Origin of the sequence: Brevibacillus sp. AF8, from assembly GCF_021270385.1 — a bacterium.
Lineage (GTDB): Bacteria > Bacillota > Bacilli > Brevibacillales > Brevibacillaceae > Brevibacillus.
Window position 1 is genome coordinate 551,601 of sequence record NZ_JAGQDN010000001.1, and the last position, 22,648, is coordinate 574,248.

The window sequence follows — 22,648 nt, forward strand, 5'->3', positions numbered from 1 at the left end:
TTGCTATTAATCAATGTGCGAAATCGCTTTTTTATGATTGTTACATTTCGTATTTGCCTAGTGAGGAAACGAAATCAATCTGCTGGAATTGACATGAATGATTTCATGATCGAATAGGATAAAAACAAACAAGGAAGAAAGGGCCGTCCCGTATGAAGGATTACGATCTGGAGATCAAGGTAGTGAAACAAAAAATCGCGGAAGCACAAGCGCTTCTCAGCCACTTGGAAACCGAGCGCCAAAACTACCTGATGCAACTCGAAAGGCGCAGAGCGTTTCTCTCTTCACGCGAAATACTCGACATCCTGGAGACAAAGACTGGCCGTATCGGCAGTATGGCTACCGTCAAACGCTGGGCAGATCAAGGCTATTTAGGGGATTGTATAGACGAACGGGAGACCTTCCCCCTTTTGGTCAGTAAACAAGGAAACAAACGATTTCTTTTTCCTCGTGAATCCGTGCTCAATTATCTATATAACAAAGGGTATCTTCGCCCGAGCTACGAGGTTTTGGATCGTGTCCAGCTCACAAAAGATAGCACTTGCTACTGGGGAATCATCACCTCCGTCGAGCGAAGCGATCAGCACTTCACCTACCAAGTCCAATTGGAAAAAACGGGAGAAGTATTGTTGTCGGTACCGGAAGAAGAACTGCTCATCCCGTAAGGAGGCACTATGGAACTGGCCGTAATCACGCTGGAAAATACAGTTGCCAATCAAGAGCGATCACGACAAATCCGCGACTTGCATAAAAAAAAGGGCCAGACCCTCGCTATTCGATTTAGCGAAGAACTGACCCATATTATTTTAGAAGCACCATGCTTGTTTATACCCGACCAGGAATGGTTGGACGAAGCTGTTGTCTTCGAAGGAATCGTAAAAAAATCAACGGAGTACTACGAGCTGCACCCACGAACCAAAGGGAAAACTGTCAACCTTCACCTTGATTCAGAATTGGTAGCTGAGCTGGAGCTCATTCGCTCTCTCGTCAGCAGCAAAACGCAGCAGGAAGTCCTTCGTGAGTTGTTTGTTCGAGGCATGCGCTCGTATTTGGCTGAAAAGGAAGCAGCCAGCTCACCCATCAGCGCAAAAAAAGAACGCTAATCCCTATTCTCTACCAGGAGAACGTGATTTTGTCACCCGTGATTTGATAGCGAACCGTGAAAGTCTGTTTCTTCTCTTTCATGCTGACCTCAAACACAATTGCTTTTTTCGTCAGATCAGGCTTGACTGCATTGACATCCAGCATATCAAAAGGCTCGTTTGCCTTTTTCTCCATCCCTACAATTTCTATCTTTTCATGTGTTGTGACATGATAAACTCCCACACCCATCATTGTCTGATACAAGACCCAGTTGTTGTCCAACCATGTTACTTCATCGATAAAATAACCTGGAAATAGTTGAGCTTGCGGTGTGTAATCCGGCTGGTAGAAACGAATATTCGCGGTATTGTACAAATTGTCTGAATCAATCACTGCGATTTTTTTCTTGTCTGGTGAAGGGATTCCAGCTTTTTTCGCTAATTCGATTTTTTCTTTTTCCGTTTCGATTCTCAGTTTTTCGATCAAGAACAGGGAATCTTCTTTGGAAAAGACGATGTTCTTTACGTTTTTCAAATCTGCGAGCGTGTCTTTGCTCGAAAAATTACTGTAGATGGTTAGCGTTGCATCCTCTGGCATACCATCGTAGGCGATGCCTCTGGATGGATACTCCCACGCATATGTACCGATTCCCCTGAGATGATACGTAAAATCCGGCTTACCCCAAGCACCAAAGATAGAAAAATCAGCATATTCGGCGGGTGCCCCTAATTTCTCACCATCGTCTTGTAAATTTTTTGCCATATCAACAAGTGCTTTCGTATCGGTGATCTGATCACGCCGATAAATAGAAATGGCTTTTACTTTATCCTGCGCAAACGTGAAAAACAAGTAATAGCCCTGTTCTGCATAGCCAATCAACGCAAGCTTTTCATCGGAAAAATGTGGTTTACCCAAGACTCGGACGATCTCGTCTTTTCTTTTGGAGGTCGTAATCCCTTTGACAACTTCGCCTTTATAGGAAGGTTCAACGAGAACGGCAAACGCTTGCTTGTTTTCGTCCCACTTCATGCTGATTCCTTGTGGATAATACACATAATCATCAAATTCTTTCACGGATTTTCCCAGTAGTTTCGTAAGCGAATCTTGTTTCCACTGATGGGAAGTGAAGGTATTCACGAGCAGCCCTTTTGACAAATCTGCTGGTGCCTGCACGGATGTTCCAGTACCGCTTTGCGGTGTGATTGGCATTGTCGTTGATGCGCTTGCTGCGAATGCTGTCGAAGCGAACAAACAGCAGGACAACAGTAGCATTATCGCTTTCTTTTCCACTTCATTCCCTCCCAAACTATCAGCATGACTATACAACCATCGCCATAAAACAACGGTTATCCCTAAATTATACCAGAAATAGACAAAATCCGCTAAAAAGTTTTTTATCCATTATCAATGTAACAGAATAAAGCGTCCTTTCCCCCATTTTTTGAAGGGAAGGACGCTTTTCAATGCACTTGATTTACTTCGATTCACCGTTGAGATAATTGAAGAACGGTTGATCTACCCAGAACTTGTATGTCTCTACCTTTACCTTGTCATTCAGCTTATGGAAGCCTTCCACAACTTTTGGAGATTCTTCATTCAGCGAGAAAGACTGCACGACATAACGACCATCTTTTAACACGTTGTTCGTAATGACAGCATAATCTGCCAGCTCTGTACGGGAATGATAAAGCGGCTGCCACCAAGAAGCCTTGAGCAATCCAGTCATGTCCTCTTGATCCCGTTTGGCATATTTCAAAACAAGTGGCTGGAATTTCTTCTTCGCTTCTACGCTGTCGAATTCCAGGCTGAGATCGTACTCCTTGGCATACGCAATGTAGTTGCCGTTTTCAATCTGAACCACTTCATAATCGGCTGTTTGAACGGGCTCTCCCCATTCCTTCAAGTAAATGAAGGCAGATGTTTTTGGTTCAAATTGAACCTTGGCATTGACGCCTTCACTTTTTAACAGGCCGATTAATTGAATGGCGTGAGCGATATCACTATGCCCATACGTAATTGTGCGCTGCGGATCAAAATGAGGATCGAATGCGGCATCCTTCAAATTGTAGCCAGTAATCAGATTTTGCTTCAAGCCTTTGTCTACGAGCTCTTGTAATTCACCTGCTTTAATGATTTGCGATTCATTCCACGCCTGTGCGAGCTTGCCAAAAATCTCTTCATCGGCGATTGTTCCCAGAAAGTTTTTGGCAGAGCCATGGAACTCTGCTACTTTTGCTAGCAATTGACTAGCAAGCTCTGCGGATACTGCTCCTTCTACAGATGCTGACTTCAACGCATTGGCGGACACAAGCCCCGTGTCAATGGCTACAGCCAGCTCTTGTGCAGCCTGCAAAGTAAGCGTGCTGCCTTTTTTATACGAAATCCCTGCTTTTTTCAAGGCAGCCGCTGCTTTTTCCTCGCTATATGTATACCCGAGCTCTTTTAACTCTGCAGCTTTTACGGCAGCACTGACTGCTTCCCATACAACCAGCTTGGAGGCATCTTTGGATGCAGGCAAGAAAGTTTTGGCTGACAAGTCTTTTTCCGATATACTTGTGGTAGTAGATACGATCTTGAGCAATGCGTTCTCGAATTGCTCGCGAGTTACTGTCTTGTCAAATTTCACACCGTATTGCTGCTGCAAAAAGCTGTTCCACTCTACGTGTGCTTCTACCGTTGTTTTCGTTGTTGCACCGACTGCAGTTGGAAAAACGAGCGCCGCCGAGAGTACGGCTGCTGAAGTGGAGAGTTGTAGCCATTTTGCTGATCTGTTCATGAAGTATCCTCCTGACGTATGAAGAAGAATCATATTGATATTATTCCTATATGTTTACTAGGGATATAATCAACTACATTAACACTTCTGCATTCATCCTGTCAATAACTAGAATAACCCGAATTCCTCCCACACATGGAAGGCTTCGGGGTATTTTTTCACGTTCTATTTATCCAGCTCCGACCACTTGTTCACTTTCACTGGCGGTGTGTAATCTCGCATCCGATCTAGCAAGACAGCGGGATCACTCTCGCACAGGATCAATTCACCCTGCATAGCGGGAATAAATCCGGCTTCAGTTGCATGCTCTACCATTTGCATCAACGGCGTATAGTAGCCATCCACGTTCAGCAGTCCAATTGGCTTTTGGTGAATGCCAATTTGACCCCAGCTCACCACTTCAAAAATTTCTTCAAAGGTACCCAATCCACCTGGCAAAGCAATGAAGCCATCAGACAGATCGATCATTTTCGCTTTGCGCTCGTGCATCGTCAAGACCTCATGCAATTCTGTCAGCCCTTTATGTACGATTTCTCCGCGGAACAGTCCTGTAGGCATGACGCCGATCGCTTTTCCATCGCTTTCCAGTACTGCATTTGCAACGCGCCCCATCAGTCCCATGCTGGAACCACCATAGACCAATTCAAGACCACGAGCGACCAGTTCTTTTCCCAACTCCTGTGCGGACCGCTCAAAAAGTGGATTTACACCCGGATTGGAACCTGCATAAACACAAATACGTTTCATGTCATCCTCCCAAAACTTGTTGAAGTAGAATGGCTTTTCCTAAATTTCTTTGCGTGTCATATAATTATACTAAAATCAGGAAGGGACAGATATATATGAATATAACTGAGTTCCAAAAATGGGTAGGAGATTTTTATCAAGAACGAGGTTGGACAGGGTATGGTCCGTTTATTCGAGTAGGTTTTCTGATGGAAGAGGCTGGCGAGCTGGCAAGAGCTGTACGCGCCATTGAAATTGGTCGAGATCGTCCAGATGAAGGGGAGAAACCCGCAGCGGAAGCGCGGCAGGAGCTGGTGGAAGAGCTGGGCGATGTACTTGGGAATTTAATCTTGCTGGCAAACCAATACGAGGTTCCTTTTGAGGAGATTTTGGAAGCACATCGAGCAAAGCTGCAAAAGCGCTATCAGCTCCATCGTTGAATACATACAGCGGCAGTCTAGGATTTTCGCATCTCCTAGTCTACCGCTGCTTTCGTCTAATCGTCTTTTCGTTCTAGCTACTCCTACTCCAGTGTATCAAAGGCTTCCTTCATAACCTGCGCAATAAAATCGAGATCATCGCTCGTCGTGGTAAATGGTGGTGAGAGTGTCAGCACATTGTTGAAGCTCGGAATGGTGTCGCCATTGCGCCCGATAATTAATCCCCGCTTCTTGCACTCGGCAATGACCTGTGTCAATTTCGCCGGCGCCGCAGGTTCCTTTGTTTTACGATCCTCTACCATCTCGATCCCCATCAGGAAACCGAAGCTGCGAATGTCTCCAACGTATGGATGATCTGCGAGAAAAGCCAGCTTGGCACGTAATTCTGCTCCGAGTTCCTCCGCTCTCTCCACCAGTTTTTCCTCTTCCAAAATTTCGAGATTTTTCAGGGCAAGCGCACATGCCGCCGGATTGCCGCCGAACGTATTGACATGTCGGAAATGCAGATTATTCCCCTGCTCATTGAATTTGTCTGCGATTTCGGCCCGTACTGCTGTTGCAGAAAGTGGCAAGTATGCACTTGTGATACCTTTGGCCATGGTCACGATGTCTGGTTTGATTCCGAAGTTTTGGTGGCCGAACTTTTGACCAGAGCGACCAAATCCACAGATGACCTCATCCACGATCATCAACACACCGTACTTATCGCAGATTTCACGCACTTTTGGCATGTATTCCGGCGAAGGAACGAGGACGCCTCCCCCGGTAATAGTCGGCTCCATGATGACGGCAGCCACGGTCTTTTCTCCTTCCCAATTGATCACTTGATCGTAATATTGGGCGCACTCCAGATTGCATTTGCCGTACGATTTTCCTGCCGGACAGCGATAGCAGTAAGGCGGCGGTACATGCAGGAAGCCAGGCGCTAATGGCTCGTATTTTTCCTTGCGTATGGATTGACCAGTTGCAGCGAGGGCCCCCATCGTATTCCCGTGGTAGGCGCGATGGCGCGAAATGAATTTGTAACGGCCCGGCTCCCCGTTCTGATGATGATATTGACGGGCAATCTTGAATGCGACCTCGTTCGCTTCCGAGCCGCTGTTGGAAAAGAAAACGCGATACTCCTCTCCAAGCCATTCGCTGATCTTCTCGGATAGACGAATAGCAGGTACGTGGCTTTGTGTGAGTGGAAAATACGCCAATTGCTTCAGTTGCTCGTAAGCGGCGTCTGCGAGCTCCTGTCGGCCATAGCCAACATTGACGCACCACAAGCCAGACATCCCATCCAGATACCGGTTCCCGTCGATATCGGTGATCCACGATCCGCTCGCTTCCGTTACGATCATCGGATTGGGGTTGTACGGGGACATATGGTGCCACATATGCGAACGGTCGGCATCCAGCAAGCTCTCTTTATCAAAATCTTTTGTCACTTGTCCTTGCTCCATCGCGCAATCCTCCTTCTTTTTTCGTAAGAGGTTATTTTACAAACACTTTTTGCGAGCCAATGCTGGTATCGCCATCTTCGAACCATCTGGATGTGACCGTTTTTTTCTTCGTGAAAAAGAGGACGCCGTCTTTTCCATTTGCATGCAAATCACCGTAAAAAGACTGTTTCCAGCCCGAGAAGGCAAAGAAGCCCATCGGAGCAGGCACCCCTACATTGACACCGACCATCCCCGCTTCCACTTGCTGAACGAATTCTCTTCCCCATTTTCCGTTGTTCGTGTAGATGGTCGCCCCATTGCCAAAACGCGAGCGGCTAATGGTCTCCAAGCCCTCTTCAAAGTCCTTCACACGCATCACACTCAGGACAGGCGCGAAAATCTCGTCGCGGACAATGACCATCTCGGCATCTGCCTTGTCAAAAATCGTTGGCCCGAGGAAGTAGCCATCCGGCAGCTTTTCCGCATCCTGGCGACCATCACGTACCAGTGCGGCACCAGACTCGACCCCTTTTTCGATATAGTCATGTACTTTAGACAAGTGCGAATCACGGATGACAGGACCGAGATCGATACCTTCCTCCAAACCATTTCCCATCGCGAGAGCATTCGCTTCCTCGATTAGATGCGCGATCAGCTCATCGGCAATCTCCTCGACAGCTACGACAGCGCTGGCTGCCATACACCGCTCTCCTGCACAGCCGAATGCGGAGCTTGTAATTGTTTTTGCCGCGCGCTTCAAATCCGTGTCAGGCATGACTAAATGATGATTCTTCGCTCCAGCCAGTGCTTGCACACGCTTCCCGTTCGCCGCTGCTGTCTTGTACACGTATTCTGCTACCGGCTGTGAGCCGACGAAAGAGATCGCTTTAACATCCGGATGCTCCAACAGACCATTGACGACATCATGCGCTCCGTTTACCACATTGAATACACCGTCTGGGAGCCCTGCTTCCTTAAGCAGTTCAGCAATCCGAATCGAAGACAGCGGCGTGCGCTCCGAGGGCTTTAAGACAAACGTATTTCCTGCGGTTATCGCAATCGGGTACATCCACATCGGGACCATCACAGGGAAGTTAAACGGTGTAATCCCGCCGACTACCCCTAACGGAAAACGGATCACCTGACTGTCGATGCTGTTTGCGATATTAGGCAACGTTTCTCCCATCATCAGTGTCGGCATCCCACAGGCGAACTCTACCATTTCCAACCCACGCAATAGCTCTGCCTGTGCCTCAGGCAGATTTTTGCCGTTCTCCATGGTGATCATCCGGGCAAGTTCATCCTCGTGCTTGACGAGAAGACTATGAAAACGAAACATAATGCGCGCACGATCCACGACAGGGGTAGCACTCCAGCTCACAAACGCTTTCTTTGCAGCAGCAACAGCCTTGTCCACATCTTCTTTCGTCGACAGTGGTACGCGTGACAACAATTCTCCTGTTGCCGGATTGGGTACATCTTCAAAACGTGTCGTCAGTGAATCTACCTTCTGGCCCCCGATGTAGTTTTGCAACGGATTTCCAACGATAGCTGTGTTCATCCCTTCAACTCCTCACGTTCAATTGATTGACAATTCCATTTTATCCAAAAATAATGCCTGTCAGCACTAGACAAAGTGTAACGCATTACGTAGGGTTAATCTTACAGAGTGTAACTGGAGGAGGTGATCCTATTGAGCAACGATTTGCGCCTGACCATTGCAGAAATCATCAACCGTCCATTGTTTCAACATGTTCAAGTGGTGGCAGGGCATCGTGGCCTGTCCCGTCCTGTTCGCTGGGTTCACGTCTTGGAGACTGCCGATACGGGACAGTTTTTAAATGGCGGCGAACTGATCCTATCAACCGGGCTAGGATTTGGCGAAGAAAAGGAAAAGCGACTTGCGTATTTAACAGAGCTCATTCGGCGAAAAGCAGTCGGGCTGTGCATCGAGCTGGGACGTTACATCCCCTCCATCCCGGAAGATATGCTAGAGCTGGCGAACCACCACCAGTTTCCGTTGCTCGTTTTCCATCAGCCTGTCCGCTTTGTGGACATCACGCAAGATTTGCACGAGCATTTGATCCAATCGCAGATGCAAGCACTCCGGAATCTCGAAGCCTACTCTCGCAGTTTGCAACAGCTCAGCCTGCAGGCAGCGGGCATACTCAAGCTATTGCAGCATTTTCAGGTGGCGGTTCAGACGCAGGTCTTCTATTACGCACCAGATGGCTCGACACAATTTGCTCCGGTGGTACCACATGATGTTGCAGTGGAGATGAGCGATTTGATGCGGTCTCATTTTTCCGGACTGGATAGTAGTGGAGCTGGTGTCCGCTTCCTTTCTCTATCTGCGACCAGACAGCTTGCCTATCAACCCGTGATGGCAATGGGGCACGTGCTCGCCTATGTCGGCATTGTTTTGTATGAACGCAGTCCGGATGAGTATTTGCTCCTGACCTTAGACAATACGGTCAGCGCGATGGCTCAAATTTTAATGCGGAAAATGTTTGTGGAACAGGCGCTTGCTACCGAAAACCGACTGTTTGATGATTTGATTGCCAACCGCTCTATTCCAGAGGAACAAATGTGTTCCTTGCTTGGTATCACGGGCAGCGGTAAAGCCTCGGCCTATCACATGATTATTTTATCGTTTGAGAAGCCGAAGAACCTGGCCCAGGACTCCCTTCCGCCGCACGATCTGACAGCTATCTTCCGTTCACTTTTGACCCGTCATCACTTTCGGCCTTTCATACGATGCATGGGCCATCGCTTTTACTTTTTGCTGATCGAGCAGCGTCCGCTTGCAGATTCCCGGCGTACCCTGGAAAAAGCCTTTCGCGATGTCAAAAGGATCATGACGCAAATGCTAGGAGCGGATATTCAAATACGGATAGGTGTCAGTCGAGCCGGAAAACGGTTGTCAGACGCTGGACGGCACCTCGCGGAAGCGGAACAGGCACTGGCTTTTTGTCAGGAATCATCCAGTCCGTTTTTCGCTGATCTCGGATTGTTCCGACTCCTGTTCCACGTCCCTAGTGAGCCTGTATTAAAGGCCTTCATAAGCGATTACCTCGGTCCGCTGCTAGCCCATGACCAAGCACATAGCTCCTCGCTCGTTCATACGCTGCGTGTCTATTTGGAGAGTAACCTTTCCAAGCAGGAAGCTGCGGAAAAACTGTTCATTCATCGTCAAACGCTCTATCATCGCTTGGAAAAAATCGAAGAAATTCTCGGAAAGGATTACACAGCAACGCAAAAAAGGATTTGCTTGGAAATCGCCATGCGAGCGAGAGACTGGTTAAACAAGGAAGAGCAGAACTAAAAAAAGACACAACCTTTCATCTGTTCAGAAGATGGAGGTTGTGTCTTAGATTTATTTCCCCGGCTTATTCATATAAAGGCGATACTTCGCTTCTTTGCCTTCCGTCAGCACGACACGAATTTTGTACAAGCCGGTTTGTTCGATATTCACGGTTAGCTGCTCAGGATTGCTGGACGTTGTAGCAGACGCAAGCTCTTTGGAACGACTGTTATACACGTACAAATCAACATCTGCATCCTCTTTCCAGTCTACGGACAATTCCAAATCCCCTGGCTCACTGATGCGAATGGAATAGTCCATGTATTTCTGCTTTTTCGCCAGCTTTCCTGTTCGGAATGGCTCTTGTTCAACCGGTGGCTTCTCCTCTTCCTCGTCATCGGCCTTTTGCCATTTTCCCGTAGTTGCTAGCGCATACGGCTGAGGCCCTTTCGGGATGTTATAGCCTTCGACCGTCACGGTGTAGATTCCCTCTTCCGGTTCAGTAATCCATACTTGCTCGACGTTGTTCAGGTTGTCCACTTCGTCGTTGTACGGGGGTTCAAAAAAGTCGTTGCCGTTCAGTTTTTCTCCACTCGGTGTCGTTACTTTCAGATTCAAATCGTTGACGAGTGCACGCTTTGCGACAATGGCAGCAGGATAATCCGTCCACGCTAGCGTAATTGCCAAAGGCTTGGAATCATCCGAGACCTTGACCTTATACGTAACTTTTTCACGCGTGCGAATGCCGTCCTTCTCGTCCTTGTAGTTCGTTTCAATCGCATTCGCCAGATTGGCTCGTCCGAAGCCTTGCTCTCGCATGTCTTCATCCAAGTTGTCTGCACTCGTCAACAGCATGGCTTTTACTAATGCACCGCTCGGATTTTTTTCCCCTTCTTCCTGCAAAAATTCCCGGATTTGTGCCACACCGCCCGCTAAAATCGGCGTCGCCATGCTCGTGCCGTTCATATACGCGTAATGTTCATTAAAACGCTTGTAGAAATTTTTGCTCGGTGCCAGTGAAGAGCGCGTGGATAAGATCGCTGTACCAGGCGCGACAATATCCGGCTTCAAACGCCCGTCGCCTGTTAAGCCGCGACTGCTCGATACCCACACGTCGTCCGCTTTATCGGAGTTCTTCCCCAAGTCCGGACGAACATTTTCTGTAGCGCCAACGGCAATGACGTTTTTAGCGGTGGCTGGGCTCCCGATCGTTTTAAAACCTTTCTCTCCTTCGTTTCCAGCCGCAACAAGCACCGTCATATCTGGATGCTCCCATAAAAAGCGATCAAACAGCATCGATGACAAGCTGTACTCTCCCTTGTCATTCGCCCCCCATGAATTGGAGTGAATGCGGGCTCCCTCTTCGTATGCTTCCTGCAAAATGGTCTCGACATCCGTAACGAGCTTCCCTTTCCCGTTCTCTATGGAATGAAATACGAGCTTGGCACCCGGTGCCGTTCCTTTATACTGTCCATCTGATGCTTCACCTGTGCCTACAATGGAGCCAGCTACATGCGTACCATGACCGTGGACATCGCTCGCATCATTCGGTCGGCCAAGTGAAATGAGCTTCTCAATTTGGCCTTTAAAATCTGGATGCATCGTTTGGAGCTTCCCTGTATCAAGTCCGGTATCGGCGACTCCGACAATTTGTCCCTTGCCTGTGTACCCTGTCGAGGCCAGCTTGTCTGAATGAATGATGGTAGCTGCCACATCATTGTGCAGCTTGTTTTCTGGCACGGGGACAACCGCAATGACATCATCTGATTCGATCACTTGTTCAATCGTTTCCTGATCCATCTTAGCGATTGATATATGCGGAGCATCCTCAGGTGATTGAATGTCTCCTATATCTTGATCCTCCGTCAATTTTGTCATCGCTCGATACATGTCCACCCGTTGATTGAAACCGACGACGGCAACCTCGACCCGCTCTCTTTTGCCTCCTTCAAAACGAAGCTCGGACGATACCTTCGACTTCGGTGTAAAGGACATTACATCTTCGACAAAGGACAGCTTCTCGACTTCCTTTCTTACCTGTTCATCCTCCATTTTTGCGATGAATGCAAAATCCGGTATGTAATCACCAAGCGTGACGCCGATTTCTTCCAGTTCTTCTTTCCACTCCTCACGAACAGGACCGGATAACTGAATAACGACGAGCTCAGACTCTCTCTTTTTCGACGAAAGCTTGTCCAGGGCCAGACCCTCATCCGCTTCGATCTGGATATTGCCCCGACGCTCTCCCTCTTGTTTGGCATCCGCCGGAATGCCTTCCAGCGAAAGTGTCAGAACAAGTGTCGCGCATAAAGCTGCCTGCCATTTTTTTCGCAAACCAAACACCCTTCCCCCCATGGCATAATAAAACCATTTCTATCCATTATAAGAGAAAGGGTGAATTGTCAAAAGAGTAAGAAGGCATAGACATGGGACAAAAACTAATTTTTTGTCCCATCCTCTTCTGCCGTCCACTGTAATAGCGGTTGAAAATCGACCCATGCCAACTGCATGAGCATTTCCTGATTCCATTCCTGCTTCGGAATATCTATCAGTCGCACAGCCTGGTTTTGGATCGCCTCTTGCAACAGGTTATGGCTAAAACGACCGTTGCCATTCAATCGATGATCACTGTCTGCTTTATCCAAGGACTGTGCGATCATTTCCAACACGTTCTTCTCAATCACATACCCCACATCACATGCAGCCTGTTCAAGAATGTGTACGAGTTCCTGCACCGTGTAGTCGGGGAACGCAATATATTTTTTAAACCGTGACAATAGTCCAGGGTTGCTCATTAGTAATGCATTCATTTCGAGTGGGTAGCCTGCGAGGACCACGACGAGATTCTCTTCGTGTTTGGTCATCTCCTCTACGAGCGTATCAACCGCTTCCTGCCCAAAATCCCGCTCTCCTCCGCCGAGCAGCGAATACGCTTCATCGATAAACAAGACGCCACCCAAGGCTTCGCGAACTTTTCTGCGAGTAAGCGCTGCGGTCTGACCGACATACCCTGCTACCAAGTCGGCTCTACTCGCCGTAACTAGATGACCGCGTTTCAAATAGCCGATTTCTTGCAAAATCTGTGCATACAGCTGGGCGACCGTCGTCTTCCCTGTACCTGGATTTCCAGTAAAGACGGCATGCAGCTCAATCGGACTTTTCGGCAGGCCTCTCGCTGCGCGTTCTTGCTGGATGGACACATATGCCGCGATTTTTTTCAACTCCGTTTTCACTTGAGCAAGACCAATCAACGCTTGTAGTCGAGCTTCCGCATTTCTTTCTTTTTGCGGCGGATCGAAGCCACGTACATCCTCGGGCTTCAGAATCGTAAAGTCATCCCATTTCAGTTCTTTACCGTCTGTTTCGCGTCCTTTGGCAAAGATAGCATCGAGCACGATATTGGTGACTGTCCTTGCATTGCCAAACGTCTCGTCTACTTGTGCTTTTTCAATGCGCTGCCGCAGCGTAACTTTTGCCGCCTCTGTCAGAGTAAAATCGTTCCGTACGGCTACTTCTTCTGCAATATGCACCAGTTCGTCCGCCTGATAGTCCGGCAGCAAAAAGTGGCCCGTCTCTGGAAAACGACTATTTAGCCCAGGGTTGGCGTACAAAAAGTGACGCATTTCTTCGGGATAGCCCGCCAGCATCACGACGAAGCGTCCTGCATACTCGCCACTCGTCATAGCGGATACAAGCGTGTCTATTGCGACTTGTCCATAATCACTGCCAGAGCTATCTGGACGCTTCAAGCTGTATGCCTCATCGATAAACAGGACGCCGCCGTCTGCCTGCTTTATCGCCTCCATGACGCGCTGCTCTGTCTGTCCCACGTAAGCGCCGACCAACTGAGAACGATCCACCTCGATGAGCTGTCCTTTTTCCAACAACCCAAGCTCTTGATACAGCTTGGCGATCAAGCGAGCCAAAGTCGTCTTCCCCGTGCCTGGGTTTCCCATCAGCACAAGATGAAGGGGGAGCTGATCTTTCATATGCCAGCCCTTTTCTTCGCGTAGCTGGCGATACTGCAGAAATTGCGCCAGCTGCCGAACCCGATGCTTGATCTCGTCCAAGCCGATCAACTGCTCCAATTGCTCTAAAGCACCCCTATCTTGCTGAGGAGCTTTTTCGCGATCTTCTACCCTTTCGTTCCTTTGCGGCAGAAGCTTTTCTTTCTGTTCTTGCTGGTTCGTTAAAGCGCGAATCGTCTCTTGCAATTGGACGAGCATTTCACTGGAGTAAAAGACCCCGGATAAAGACGCTCCATACGCTTGAACACGTTCTTGCAATTGTACTAATAAATTTTGTCGTTCCGTGTATAACAGCACGAGGCCAGCAGCTGTAGCTTCCGCCTCCGAATCGCTCCACTTTTGCGCTGCCAGTAGCGTCTCCTCCGCAAGAGAGCGCCATTTCGTGATGTCAGCGAGCTCATTGGTTGCCTGATCTTCCAGTACCTCAACTGTTCTCCTGCGCATGACGACGTTATCCGTTTCACGCACTGACTTGAATTCAGTGAGAAAGGCATGGGATCGCAACTGTGTAAAGTACAGCTCAAGCTTAACTTCTCCAGCGTAGCGATAATCAGGGGCTAGTTGAAGCGCACGATCTACCCATTCAGTCGCAAGTGTATGGCCTCCTGTTTTATGCATCCGCAAAGCAGACATCCGTGTCAGCACCATCGCTTCCGTCAAATCAAGCTCTTCGTCTGGATGTTCTTGGCGATACTGTTCGAGCATTTGCAGGAATGTCAGGCATTCGCCTTCGGTTAGCGACTGGATGCTAGACGGATTTTCGCTAAAGCTTGCAATCAGTAACCTCGGGTCCCGTTCTTCTTGATGCTGCATCTTTTGATAGCTCCTCCCGCTCCATTGTTTCATCCCTGTTGTAGCATATTTAGCCGAACATGAAAAGTCTGTCCGAACATTAGAGCTCCCCTTGAATGTTCACAGCGGTTCTTTTCACCTTTTGTCGTGCGAATAAGGTCGCGCAAGCAATGAGGATACCGGCCATACCAAATTCAAACCAGACCCCTCCCCATTCTAACAGCATCGCACCTACAACCGGACCTGCAGCCATGCCCGTATAGCGGATGAAATTGTACACACCAATGGACGTTGCACGCTCTGCTTCAAATACTTCGGATAGCAAAATCGTGTGTGCAGGCATACCTACACCCAAGGTTAAGGCAAACAGCGTACTTGTTAGCACAAGCAGGAGAAAAGAAACATCAGCCGCAGTCATAAAAAGAAACATCGCCAAAGCATTTGCACCTGTCGTCACCAGTAATGTTTTCCGTGCTCCCCATCGATTTTGCAACACAGCAGACAGCTTGCTACTGATAATAAAGACAACTGACACGAGCAAGAAAACCAAACCGATTATTTCAACGGTGACTGCGTAGTGGTTCGTCAATTGGACTGGGAGAAACAGCAGAAAGCAATAATACGCGTACATTTGGCTAAAACCGATTAAAATGACAGATGCTCCGACTGGGTGGAGCAAAATATTACGGAAGGACCCTCGTGTAAAACCGCCTGATGATGTAGCTTGAGCCTTTTTCGTTTCAGGTAACCATACAGCATTGATGCAGACAAGAAAGACTGCGCAGATCGCCAAAAACAAAAAGACCGCAGAATGTCCGCCGATGCCGCCAATCCAGCCTCCTAACAGTGGACCAAGGGCCGGACTAAGCGCAAGCAGCATCTGATAAGTACCCATCGCAGATGCACGTTGGACTCCTGTAAATATGTCTCCAATAATCGTTGCGGCTACGATCGGAATGGCAGCAAATCCCGCCCCTTGTAAAGCCCGGAAAAATAGTAGCCCATAAATCGAATCGACCAGATAGCATCCGATTGACGCGATCGTAAATAGGATCAGGGCAGGTATCATAACACGCTTTCGACCGAACCTATCGATAAATGGTCCGTAGATGATTTGCATAATCGCGAGCATGACGGTAAAGATTGAAACAGTCCAGTTAATCATGGTTGCACTCGTCTGAAATTCTTTTTGCATGGCTGGTAAAATAGGCATGAACAAATTTTGCGCGAACATACCTAGCATTAGCGTTATCCCAAGTAGGTACAGTACTTTTTTTGGATTCATGGTTGCTCTCCTCTTATCTCTCTAATATTGTGTCCTTGGAAACAATTTCGCAAAAAAAAATAATGAACACCCGTAGTATGTTTCCCCTAATCTTCTGTTGCTTCTCTTATGACCTTTTCCAAAAATGCCAATTCAGTAGGCGTATACCTATCCAAGAATCGGTACATGTCATTTTCCAGGCGTTGATGATAGTGTTCATGAATCTCGTTTACCATCTCTCCTGCTGATGTCAGCCTGAAAAAAACTTCCTTCTGATTGTCTTCGAGCTGATACCGCTCGAGTAATCCTTTCTTCAAAAGTTTGACTGTTATTTTGGATATCGCGCTCTTTGTTACCCCAATATGCAGTGCAATTGTTGTAACATTGACTCGATCTTTTCTCCCTACCTCTTGAAGGACGTGGAGCTCTGTTACGGATAACCTTCCAACCTTATCGTAATCTGGTACGCTAATTTTGATCTGGCGCAATAGCATTTCTTCACGTAGCTTGCTGCGCTGCTCCTGTTTATGTAGAAAGGTGATCCATCGATTCCAAAGCTTCTTTTTAGGGTCCAATGCAGCATCAGCTCCTTATATGTTCTACCTTTGTTTCCACGGAAACAAAATAACTTTATCATGAGACTTCCTTTTACGCAAGAAAAAACCGCAGCCCTGCATTCGCAAGCTGCGTTCCGAGACCAATCTCTATCCATTTAGATTGCCCAATTCCTTATCTGCACTAAAATGAGCACGGGCTGCCTCAAACACTTCACTTTCCGATCCGGCCGAGATTTTGAAACTCGATACCACTTTTTTGCCACATCGTACTTGTACGTTGTACTGTGAATCCCCATCATATGTTGACTCGAAATGATAATCCTCACCATTGACCTGAATAGTTCGTTCCATGGTTACACCTCCCACCTTAGTGTGACCAAGCAACATGGCAATCATCCAATATTTTGTTGCAAAGAAATCGTTGTGTTTCACCCTTGGTCGACTCACCTGTCGTCATGCTATTCGGCTCTATGAAATGGTTAGAGGGCACAACGCTGGTTCGCCAGCGCCGTGCCCCGTTTTCCTTTTTACATATCAGCAATGCGAGTTGCTTTTTTTCGCGCTACTCTCTTCTCGCGAATCCCCTCAAAGATCGAATAAAGAACAGGAACCAATACAAGCGTTACGAGCGTGTGAAAAATCAACCCCGCAATTACCCCGGTAGCAAGCGGCGCCTCTAGTTCCGCTCCTTCCGCAACAGCGAGTCCCATCGGCAGCATACCGAGTATCGCTGTCAGTTTGGTCATAATCACCGGACGAACACGATCCCGCGTGCCCTGTACAATTGCTTCTTCCAACCCCATCCCCCGTGAGCGGAGCAGATTGATTCTGTCAATTAACAGGATTGCATTGGATACAACGATTCCTACCAGCATGATGAGCCCAATCATCGCCATCTCACCAAACGTTCGCTGTGTGACTACGAATCCAAGAATAACTCCCACCAAGGCCATTGGCAACGACAGCATGATAATAAACGGCTGAGACAACCTCCCAAACTGTGCCACCATAATCACATAGATGAGGGAGACAACCGCTACCAGGACAATAATTCCTTGCGTAAAGGTGTTATTTTGTTCCTTCAAATCACCAGCGATCTCGATCTTGTACCCGGCAGGCAATTCCACTGTACCCAGCTTCTCATTTACTTGTCTGCCCGCCGTACCAATATCCGTGCCCAACAGTTCTGCGGATACCGTGATGATTTGTTCTCCTTTTTCATGTTTGATCGTAATCGGAGATTTGCTGAAATGAAAATCAACCAGCTCGTGTAACGGCACATGCGAACCTGTTTCTGTTCGTATCATGATCTGCTGGAGTTGGTCAGGATGTGTCACCCATGTCTCTGGAAATCTGGCAACAATCGAGGTTTCGATACTATTTTGACTGATTGTGGATAGGGGCTGCTCCCCAAGCAGCATGCTGATTTGGCTGTCCAACGAATCTGAGTCAACCTGCAATTGAGACATTGCCTCCTGATTGGGTATTAGCGTTACTTTTTCCTTCCCTCTTTCGAAATCATTCCGAATATTGACTACACCGGGTATGCTCGCCAGCATTTCTTCTACCTTTGCGGAAATCGACCGCGAGACCTCCAAATCTTCGCCGGCGACCTGCAACTCAATAGGAGCCGATTTACCCGAGAATCCAAATGTCATACTCGTTTGTTCCACGCCGTCAATGGCATTCAAGCGACCGTTTACTTCTTGCATAAATTCTTCTTTCTCTTGCGTTCGTTGCGACTTGGTCACTAATGTAATATTTAACTCCACTGTCTCTTTCTTTGCCGTAAAAAAGACTTGATTCACGTCGGACAGCTCTCTTAACGCTTTTTCCGCTTCAACCGCTGCGGTTTGTGCCTGTTCCAAGCTAGTGCCATCGGGCATCGTTAACGTGGCAAAAATCTGATTCTCATTGGCATTCAAGCCATTTCCTATTTTAATCAACGGGAAGAGACTCAAGGCCCCTACAAACATTGCAAGAGCCACCAGCAATGTGAGAACGCGATGACGAAGGGTTAACAACAGTAATCGCTGAAAGAGAGAAACAATCCCTTTTTTCCCTTTTTCGCTACGGGGCTGCAATTGTTTATCATGTTGGAGAAAACGCTCGGAAAAAATCGGAACAAACAGAAAAGCTGCAATCGTCGACGCAAGAATGGTAGAAGTAACGGTAAACGCAATGGTATGAAGAATAGGCTTCAGCCACTGTTCAAAATCCGCGACCACTAGCGGTAAAAACACAACGATCAAGGTTAATTGGGAAGCAAAAACAGGTGCTATCACCTCTTTTGAGCCCTGTACGATGGCCTGCTTCAGCTGCATTCCCTTTTCTCTCAAATGATAAATACTCTCCAGAACAACGATCGCCGCATCAACAATCAATCCAATTGACAAGCTCAGTGATATTAATACCACCATGTCAATGTTGTAACCGGCAGCTTTCAGCGCGATGAAAGTCATCAGGATGGAGAGAGGTAGCGTCGTGGCAATGACCATCGTCACACGCCAGTTTCGCAGGAATACCCAGAGTACGAGGATTGCCAATATGCCCCCGATGACAACATCTCGACTCAAATTGGTGATCGCTTTTTTAATAAAGGAGACGGATTCAAACATGACTCTCAGCTCGTAGTTTCCACCTGCCTCCTCATTGATTTGCCTCACAACTTCCTCGACTTTTTTCTGTGTGGTGATCAGGTCACTCCCCGGAGCACGCTTTACACTGATTTGTACAAAGAGGTTGCCTTCTGTCATGGAAATAGCGTCCTTCACGCTTCCGCGCAGGTCACTCACCGTTGCCAGTTGTTCGAGTGCAACCTTGCCCTTGGGTGTCTTGATCAAAATGTTTTTGAACCCTTCTACATTCTTTAAGCTGTTGTCAATCATCACAACGGTGTCGAATCCGGGATTTTCCAATATCCCCACAGCTTTTTTCCAATTGGTCCCCTGTAGCTGACCAACAACATCCGCTGCTGTCGTTCGATAGGCAGTAAGCCGTTCAGGACGAAATGTTATCGCAACCTTATTTTCAAAACCGTCCTCGGATACGACCACTTCCTTCACACCCGGGACGGATTCTATTCGATCCTTAATGGTCGTCTTCAGCAAGGTGAGCATGGTCTGTGTATCGGCACCAACCATTGCGTAGTCGATTAAGTCCTCATCACCTAAATTCGTTTGAGTGACGGTTACGGTATCCACTACTTTGGGAAATTCATTGCGCAGCCGATTCACAATATTTTGGGTCTCTTGCTTGACCTTTTCACCTTCCCCATCCTCTGCAAGGATCGAGATGCCAGAAAACCCCGTCCCTGTTTTCGATGAGAAATTTTTTATCCCAGCCACAGATTTCAATTCCTGCTCTATTTTTTCCGTGACCTTTTCCACCATCTCTTCAGGCGGCAGCGCTCCTCCTGAAATATTCACTTCAATCCAAGGCAAATTCGTTTTCGGTACGAGCTCCACGTGGAAGGAAAAGAGAGCACCGATTCCGGTAAGCACGATGAGGAATGTGCACAAATAGAGGATCACTTTTCGTTTCAGCAAAAAGAGAATGACCTTGTCCATCGGTTACTCCCCTTTCACCGTAACGACTTCTCCTTCGGCGTAGTACGTTATGCCGGAGATTAGGATTTGATTGCCCGTCTGTAAGCCCGATAGAATCTCGACGTTATTTCCAAAAATTCGCCCAACTTCCACGTCGCGTCTCTTGATGACTCCATTTTCGACAACCATGACGAAGCGCTGTGTTTCTTTAATGCCCACGCTTTGGACAGGAACGAGCATCCCGTTTACCTTGCGTGACATCTCTACAGTCGCGATCATTCCCTCGATCAACACGTTGTCTTTATTGGAGACAGCTATCTCTACCAAATACTTTCCCGTTTCTGCGTTAAGAACGGGCGAGATAAATGTTATGGTCCCTGTGCTTTTGGCCTTTCCCTCCACTGTCACTGGCACCTTGTCCCCTTGCTTGTAGTTTTCTATCACATCCAATGGGACATCGACCTTCAGCTTTACTTCCGAGCTATCAACCAAGTGAATGATACTTTCACCTGGCTGGGCAAGACTGCCTGCCTTTTGGGTCACATCGATGACCGTACCGCTAAACGGCGCGACGAGTTGCGTTTCTTGAAGGGTTTTCTTTGCGAGCTCTACTTGACTGGCTGCTTGTTTTAATTCGGCATCTGCACTGGCAATCTCGTTGACTTCCGCTCCTTTTAGCAACTTATCCAATGTAATTCGCGCTTCTTGTAGCGAAATCTCGATTTGCTCTTTTTCCGACTGGGCACTGTCCAGCTCACTCTGCGAAATAGCGCCGCCCTTAAACAGCTCCTGGGCTGTCTCCCATTTCCGCTGGGCATCCTTCAAACGCTTTTCCTGGCTGTCCACTGCCAAGCGTTGTTTGCTGATGAGATCCGCGCTTGCTCCTTGCAACGTTTTTGAACGCAACGCAGATGCACTTTGGACCTGGCTTTGTGCCGCTTCCAGCCCTTTTTGATAATAGTTCGTATTTAAGGAACTTAATACCTGGCCTTGTGTTACCTTTGCCCCTTTTGTTACGTTCATTCGTTCAATCGTACCAGAAGCCCCAAAGGCTAGGTGGCTCTCCTGTTTGTATTCAACGAAAGCAGTAAGAGGAGTCGGCAAGGAATCTGTCTGTTTTACGGTGTGCACCTGCACGATCTTTTGTTTGGTTTGCTCCGTTTCCTGTTTCGTTTCCACTCCACACCCCGTGATGAACATCAGTACAACGGTCAAAACGACATAGTGCATACTCTTCACGTAGAGTCCTCCAGTAGTTTTGTCATTGTCTTTTTGAAAGAAGCTGACATCCTATTCTCTCTCTCGTTATCGTGACTTTGCTCAAGCAGACTTGTCCGTAGCAACAACCTGCTCTTCTTTTTTCTTAAAGTATTGACTCACTTGCTTGTTCAGATGAGCGATCAAGGCGATCACGAAAATGAGAGCACCTGAGGCCAACAGGAGATACGGCCAATAAACGGCCTCCAGTAAAATACCGTACAACCAGATCCCAAATGGTACGGCCACACCGGTAAATGTGCCGACCACACCAAACATGCTGGCACGCAAATGCTCAGGCGTGTTCAATTGAACAAAGGTAAAGATCGGGATGTTCCCCATGGAGTTGAAGATGGCGGAGACCAATAAAATCCCGACAAACACGCCCGTAATGATCCACGAGGCGTTACTCGTTTCCGGAACAAAAATCGGAAAGATCCACGACATCAATAGAATCCCTTGCACTTGAATCAAAAGAAAGATTTTATTCTCAACGTATTTGCTTACCTTTTTCATAGAGACAATAGCCGCTCCGATAATGATCCCGATAAACCAGGAGGACTGAATAAAGGAGAATTGCTCCATCGATACCTTTTCGACTCGATAGGCAATATGCAGCAGCCCCACATACATGAGCGGAGGGAAAATAAAGTTGAGCACAAGGAAAATCAGGAACAAGTACTTGATAACAACCTGTTCTCGGATATATTGGAAGACTTCCTTGATTGTTTCTGTATAGCTTTGTGTTGTTTCCTGTACTACCTCGGCCTTGCGGAAACGGAGGAACATTTGCAAGATACCTGCTCCGATAAAAGAAAGACCATCAATCAGCAAAATCATTTCCATCCCCATTAAACGATAGGCAACCGCCCCTACCAAAGGACCCGCTACATTGAGAATGGCGCTGATCGCTTGGTAAATAGAGTTCATACTTCCTACTCTGTCCTCATCTACCAGCTCTGGAATGGATGCTTGCAAAGCGAGATACGTAACAGCCTGAATGGTGCTAATCACGAAGGCGTAACCTACAAACAGCCATAGATTCGTGGGAAACTGGAGGAAAAACAGTAAAAACAAGAGAACGAGCGCACCGCTTAGCAGCTCGGTGACAACCATGATCGTTTTCTTGTTGTGTCTATCAATATAGGCGCCTGCAAAAATATTAATCAGCACCCCCGGCAAGTACGAAAAGCCCAAAACAGTTGCAAATGCAGCGGAAGAACCCGTCATATCCGCAATGTACAGGGCAAGGGCAAATTTGTATACACCGCTACCTAATTCCGTAATGAAACGAGTAAAAGAAAAGAGAAAAATATTTAATCCGTATGATTGGTTGCCCATCTTAACCTCCCTGAATAGTAATCCCTCTAGGTGATGATTTATTTCGGCAAGATGATCCCGCTACACTTCACGGACAATACCCCCGGAATAGAGCGGAATCCATCT

17 protein-coding genes are annotated in these 22,648 nt (G+C 47.6%); 4 read left to right on the forward strand and 13 right to left on the reverse strand.

Annotation, left to right across the window (positions count from 1 at the left end; translation table 11 throughout):
- Positions 1-152: 152 nt before the first annotated feature.
- Positions 153-665, forward strand: coding sequence for a hypothetical protein (locus KB186_RS02050; RefSeq protein WP_232773021.1), 513 nt, complete (start codon positions 153-155; stop codon positions 663-665).
- A 9-nt stretch (positions 666-674) separates the two neighbouring features.
- Positions 675-1,103, forward strand: coding sequence for a hypothetical protein (locus KB186_RS02055; RefSeq protein WP_173607853.1), 429 nt, complete (start codon positions 675-677; stop codon positions 1,101-1,103).
- A gap of 10 nt (positions 1,104-1,113) precedes the next feature.
- Here the strand turns inward: KB186_RS02055 and KB186_RS02060 are convergent, their stop codons facing one another.
- The 3 genes from KB186_RS02060 to KB186_RS02070 all read right to left on the reverse strand — a co-directional run bounded on the left by KB186_RS02060 (position 1,114) and on the right by KB186_RS02070 (position 4,606).
- Positions 1,114-2,373 (reverse strand): hypothetical protein, encoded by a 1,260-nt coding sequence (locus KB186_RS02060; protein WP_173607854.1) that lies wholly within the window; start codon positions 2,371-2,373, stop codon positions 1,114-1,116.
- Between the two features lie 184 nt (positions 2,374-2,557).
- A complete protein-coding gene (locus KB186_RS02065) occupies positions 2,558-3,859 on the reverse strand; it encodes a hypothetical protein (RefSeq protein ID WP_232773022.1) in 1,302 nt (433 codons plus the stop codon).
- 165 nt (positions 3,860-4,024) lie between these two features.
- The gene (locus KB186_RS02070) at positions 4,025-4,606 is read right to left on the reverse strand and encodes an LOG family protein (RefSeq protein ID WP_173607856.1); all 582 of its coding nucleotides are present in this window, start codon (positions 4,604-4,606) and stop codon (positions 4,025-4,027) included.
- 95 nt (positions 4,607-4,701) lie between these two features.
- On the opposite strand from KB186_RS02070, the gene KB186_RS02075 reads away from it, so the two are divergent.
- A complete protein-coding gene (locus KB186_RS02075) occupies positions 4,702-5,025 on the forward strand; it encodes a MazG nucleotide pyrophosphohydrolase domain-containing protein (protein ID WP_173605206.1) in 324 nt (107 codons plus the stop codon).
- An 83-nt stretch (positions 5,026-5,108) separates the two neighbouring features.
- Here KB186_RS02075 and KB186_RS02080 read toward each other — a convergent pair whose 3' ends face one another.
- Together KB186_RS02080 and KB186_RS02085 are read right to left on the reverse strand one after the other, a co-directional pair.
- On the reverse strand, positions 5,109-6,473 hold the full coding sequence (locus tag KB186_RS02080) for an aspartate aminotransferase family protein (RefSeq protein WP_173607857.1): 1,365 nt from the start codon (positions 6,471-6,473) through the stop codon (positions 5,109-5,111).
- Positions 6,474-6,504: 31 nt separating this feature from the next.
- Positions 6,505-8,013, reverse strand: coding sequence for a CoA-acylating methylmalonate-semialdehyde dehydrogenase (locus KB186_RS02085; RefSeq protein WP_232773023.1), 1,509 nt, complete (start codon positions 8,011-8,013; stop codon positions 6,505-6,507).
- A gap of 132 nt (positions 8,014-8,145) precedes the next feature.
- Here KB186_RS02085 and KB186_RS02090 point away from each other — a divergent pair, with 132 nt between their 5' ends.
- Positions 8,146-9,777, forward strand: a complete 1,632-nt coding sequence (locus KB186_RS02090; RefSeq protein ID WP_255688322.1) for a PucR family transcriptional regulator — start codon at positions 8,146-8,148, stop codon at positions 9,775-9,777.
- A gap of 51 nt (positions 9,778-9,828) precedes the next feature.
- Here KB186_RS02090 and KB186_RS02095 read toward each other — a convergent pair whose 3' ends face one another.
- The 8 genes from KB186_RS02095 to KB186_RS02130 all read right to left on the reverse strand — a co-directional run bounded on the left by KB186_RS02095 (position 9,829) and on the right by KB186_RS02130 (position 22,543).
- Positions 9,829-12,099, reverse strand: coding sequence for a S8 family serine peptidase (locus KB186_RS02095; RefSeq protein ID WP_232773025.1), 2,271 nt, complete (start codon positions 12,097-12,099; stop codon positions 9,829-9,831).
- A 95-nt stretch (positions 12,100-12,194) separates the two neighbouring features.
- Complete coding sequence (locus KB186_RS02100) at positions 12,195-14,597, reverse strand: AAA family ATPase (RefSeq protein WP_232773026.1); 2,403 nt, start codon at positions 14,595-14,597, stop codon at positions 12,195-12,197.
- A 79-nt stretch (positions 14,598-14,676) separates the two neighbouring features.
- On the reverse strand, positions 14,677-15,861 hold the full coding sequence (locus KB186_RS02105) for an MFS transporter (protein ID WP_232773027.1): 1,185 nt from the start codon (positions 15,859-15,861) through the stop codon (positions 14,677-14,679).
- Positions 15,862-15,947: 86 nt separating this feature from the next.
- On the reverse strand, positions 15,948-16,415 hold the full coding sequence (locus KB186_RS02110; protein WP_232773028.1) for a MarR family transcriptional regulator: 468 nt from the start codon (positions 16,413-16,415) through the stop codon (positions 15,948-15,950).
- Positions 16,416-16,544: 129 nt separating this feature from the next.
- The gene (locus KB186_RS02115) at positions 16,545-16,748 is read right to left on the reverse strand and encodes a hypothetical protein (protein ID WP_026043127.1); all 204 of its coding nucleotides are present in this window, start codon (positions 16,746-16,748) and stop codon (positions 16,545-16,547) included.
- A 176-nt stretch (positions 16,749-16,924) separates the two neighbouring features.
- The gene (locus KB186_RS02120; RefSeq protein ID WP_173607864.1) at positions 16,925-19,966 is read right to left on the reverse strand and encodes an efflux RND transporter permease subunit; all 3,042 of its coding nucleotides are present in this window, start codon (positions 19,964-19,966) and stop codon (positions 16,925-16,927) included.
- Between the two features lie 3 nt (positions 19,967-19,969).
- The gene (locus tag KB186_RS02125) at positions 19,970-21,175 is read right to left on the reverse strand and encodes an efflux RND transporter periplasmic adaptor subunit (RefSeq protein WP_217366885.1); all 1,206 of its coding nucleotides are present in this window, start codon (positions 21,173-21,175) and stop codon (positions 19,970-19,972) included.
- Positions 21,176-21,265: 90 nt separating this feature from the next.
- The gene (locus tag KB186_RS02130; RefSeq protein ID WP_173607866.1) at positions 21,266-22,543 is read right to left on the reverse strand and encodes an MFS transporter; all 1,278 of its coding nucleotides are present in this window, start codon (positions 22,541-22,543) and stop codon (positions 21,266-21,268) included.
- Positions 22,544-22,648: the final 105 nt, after the last annotated feature.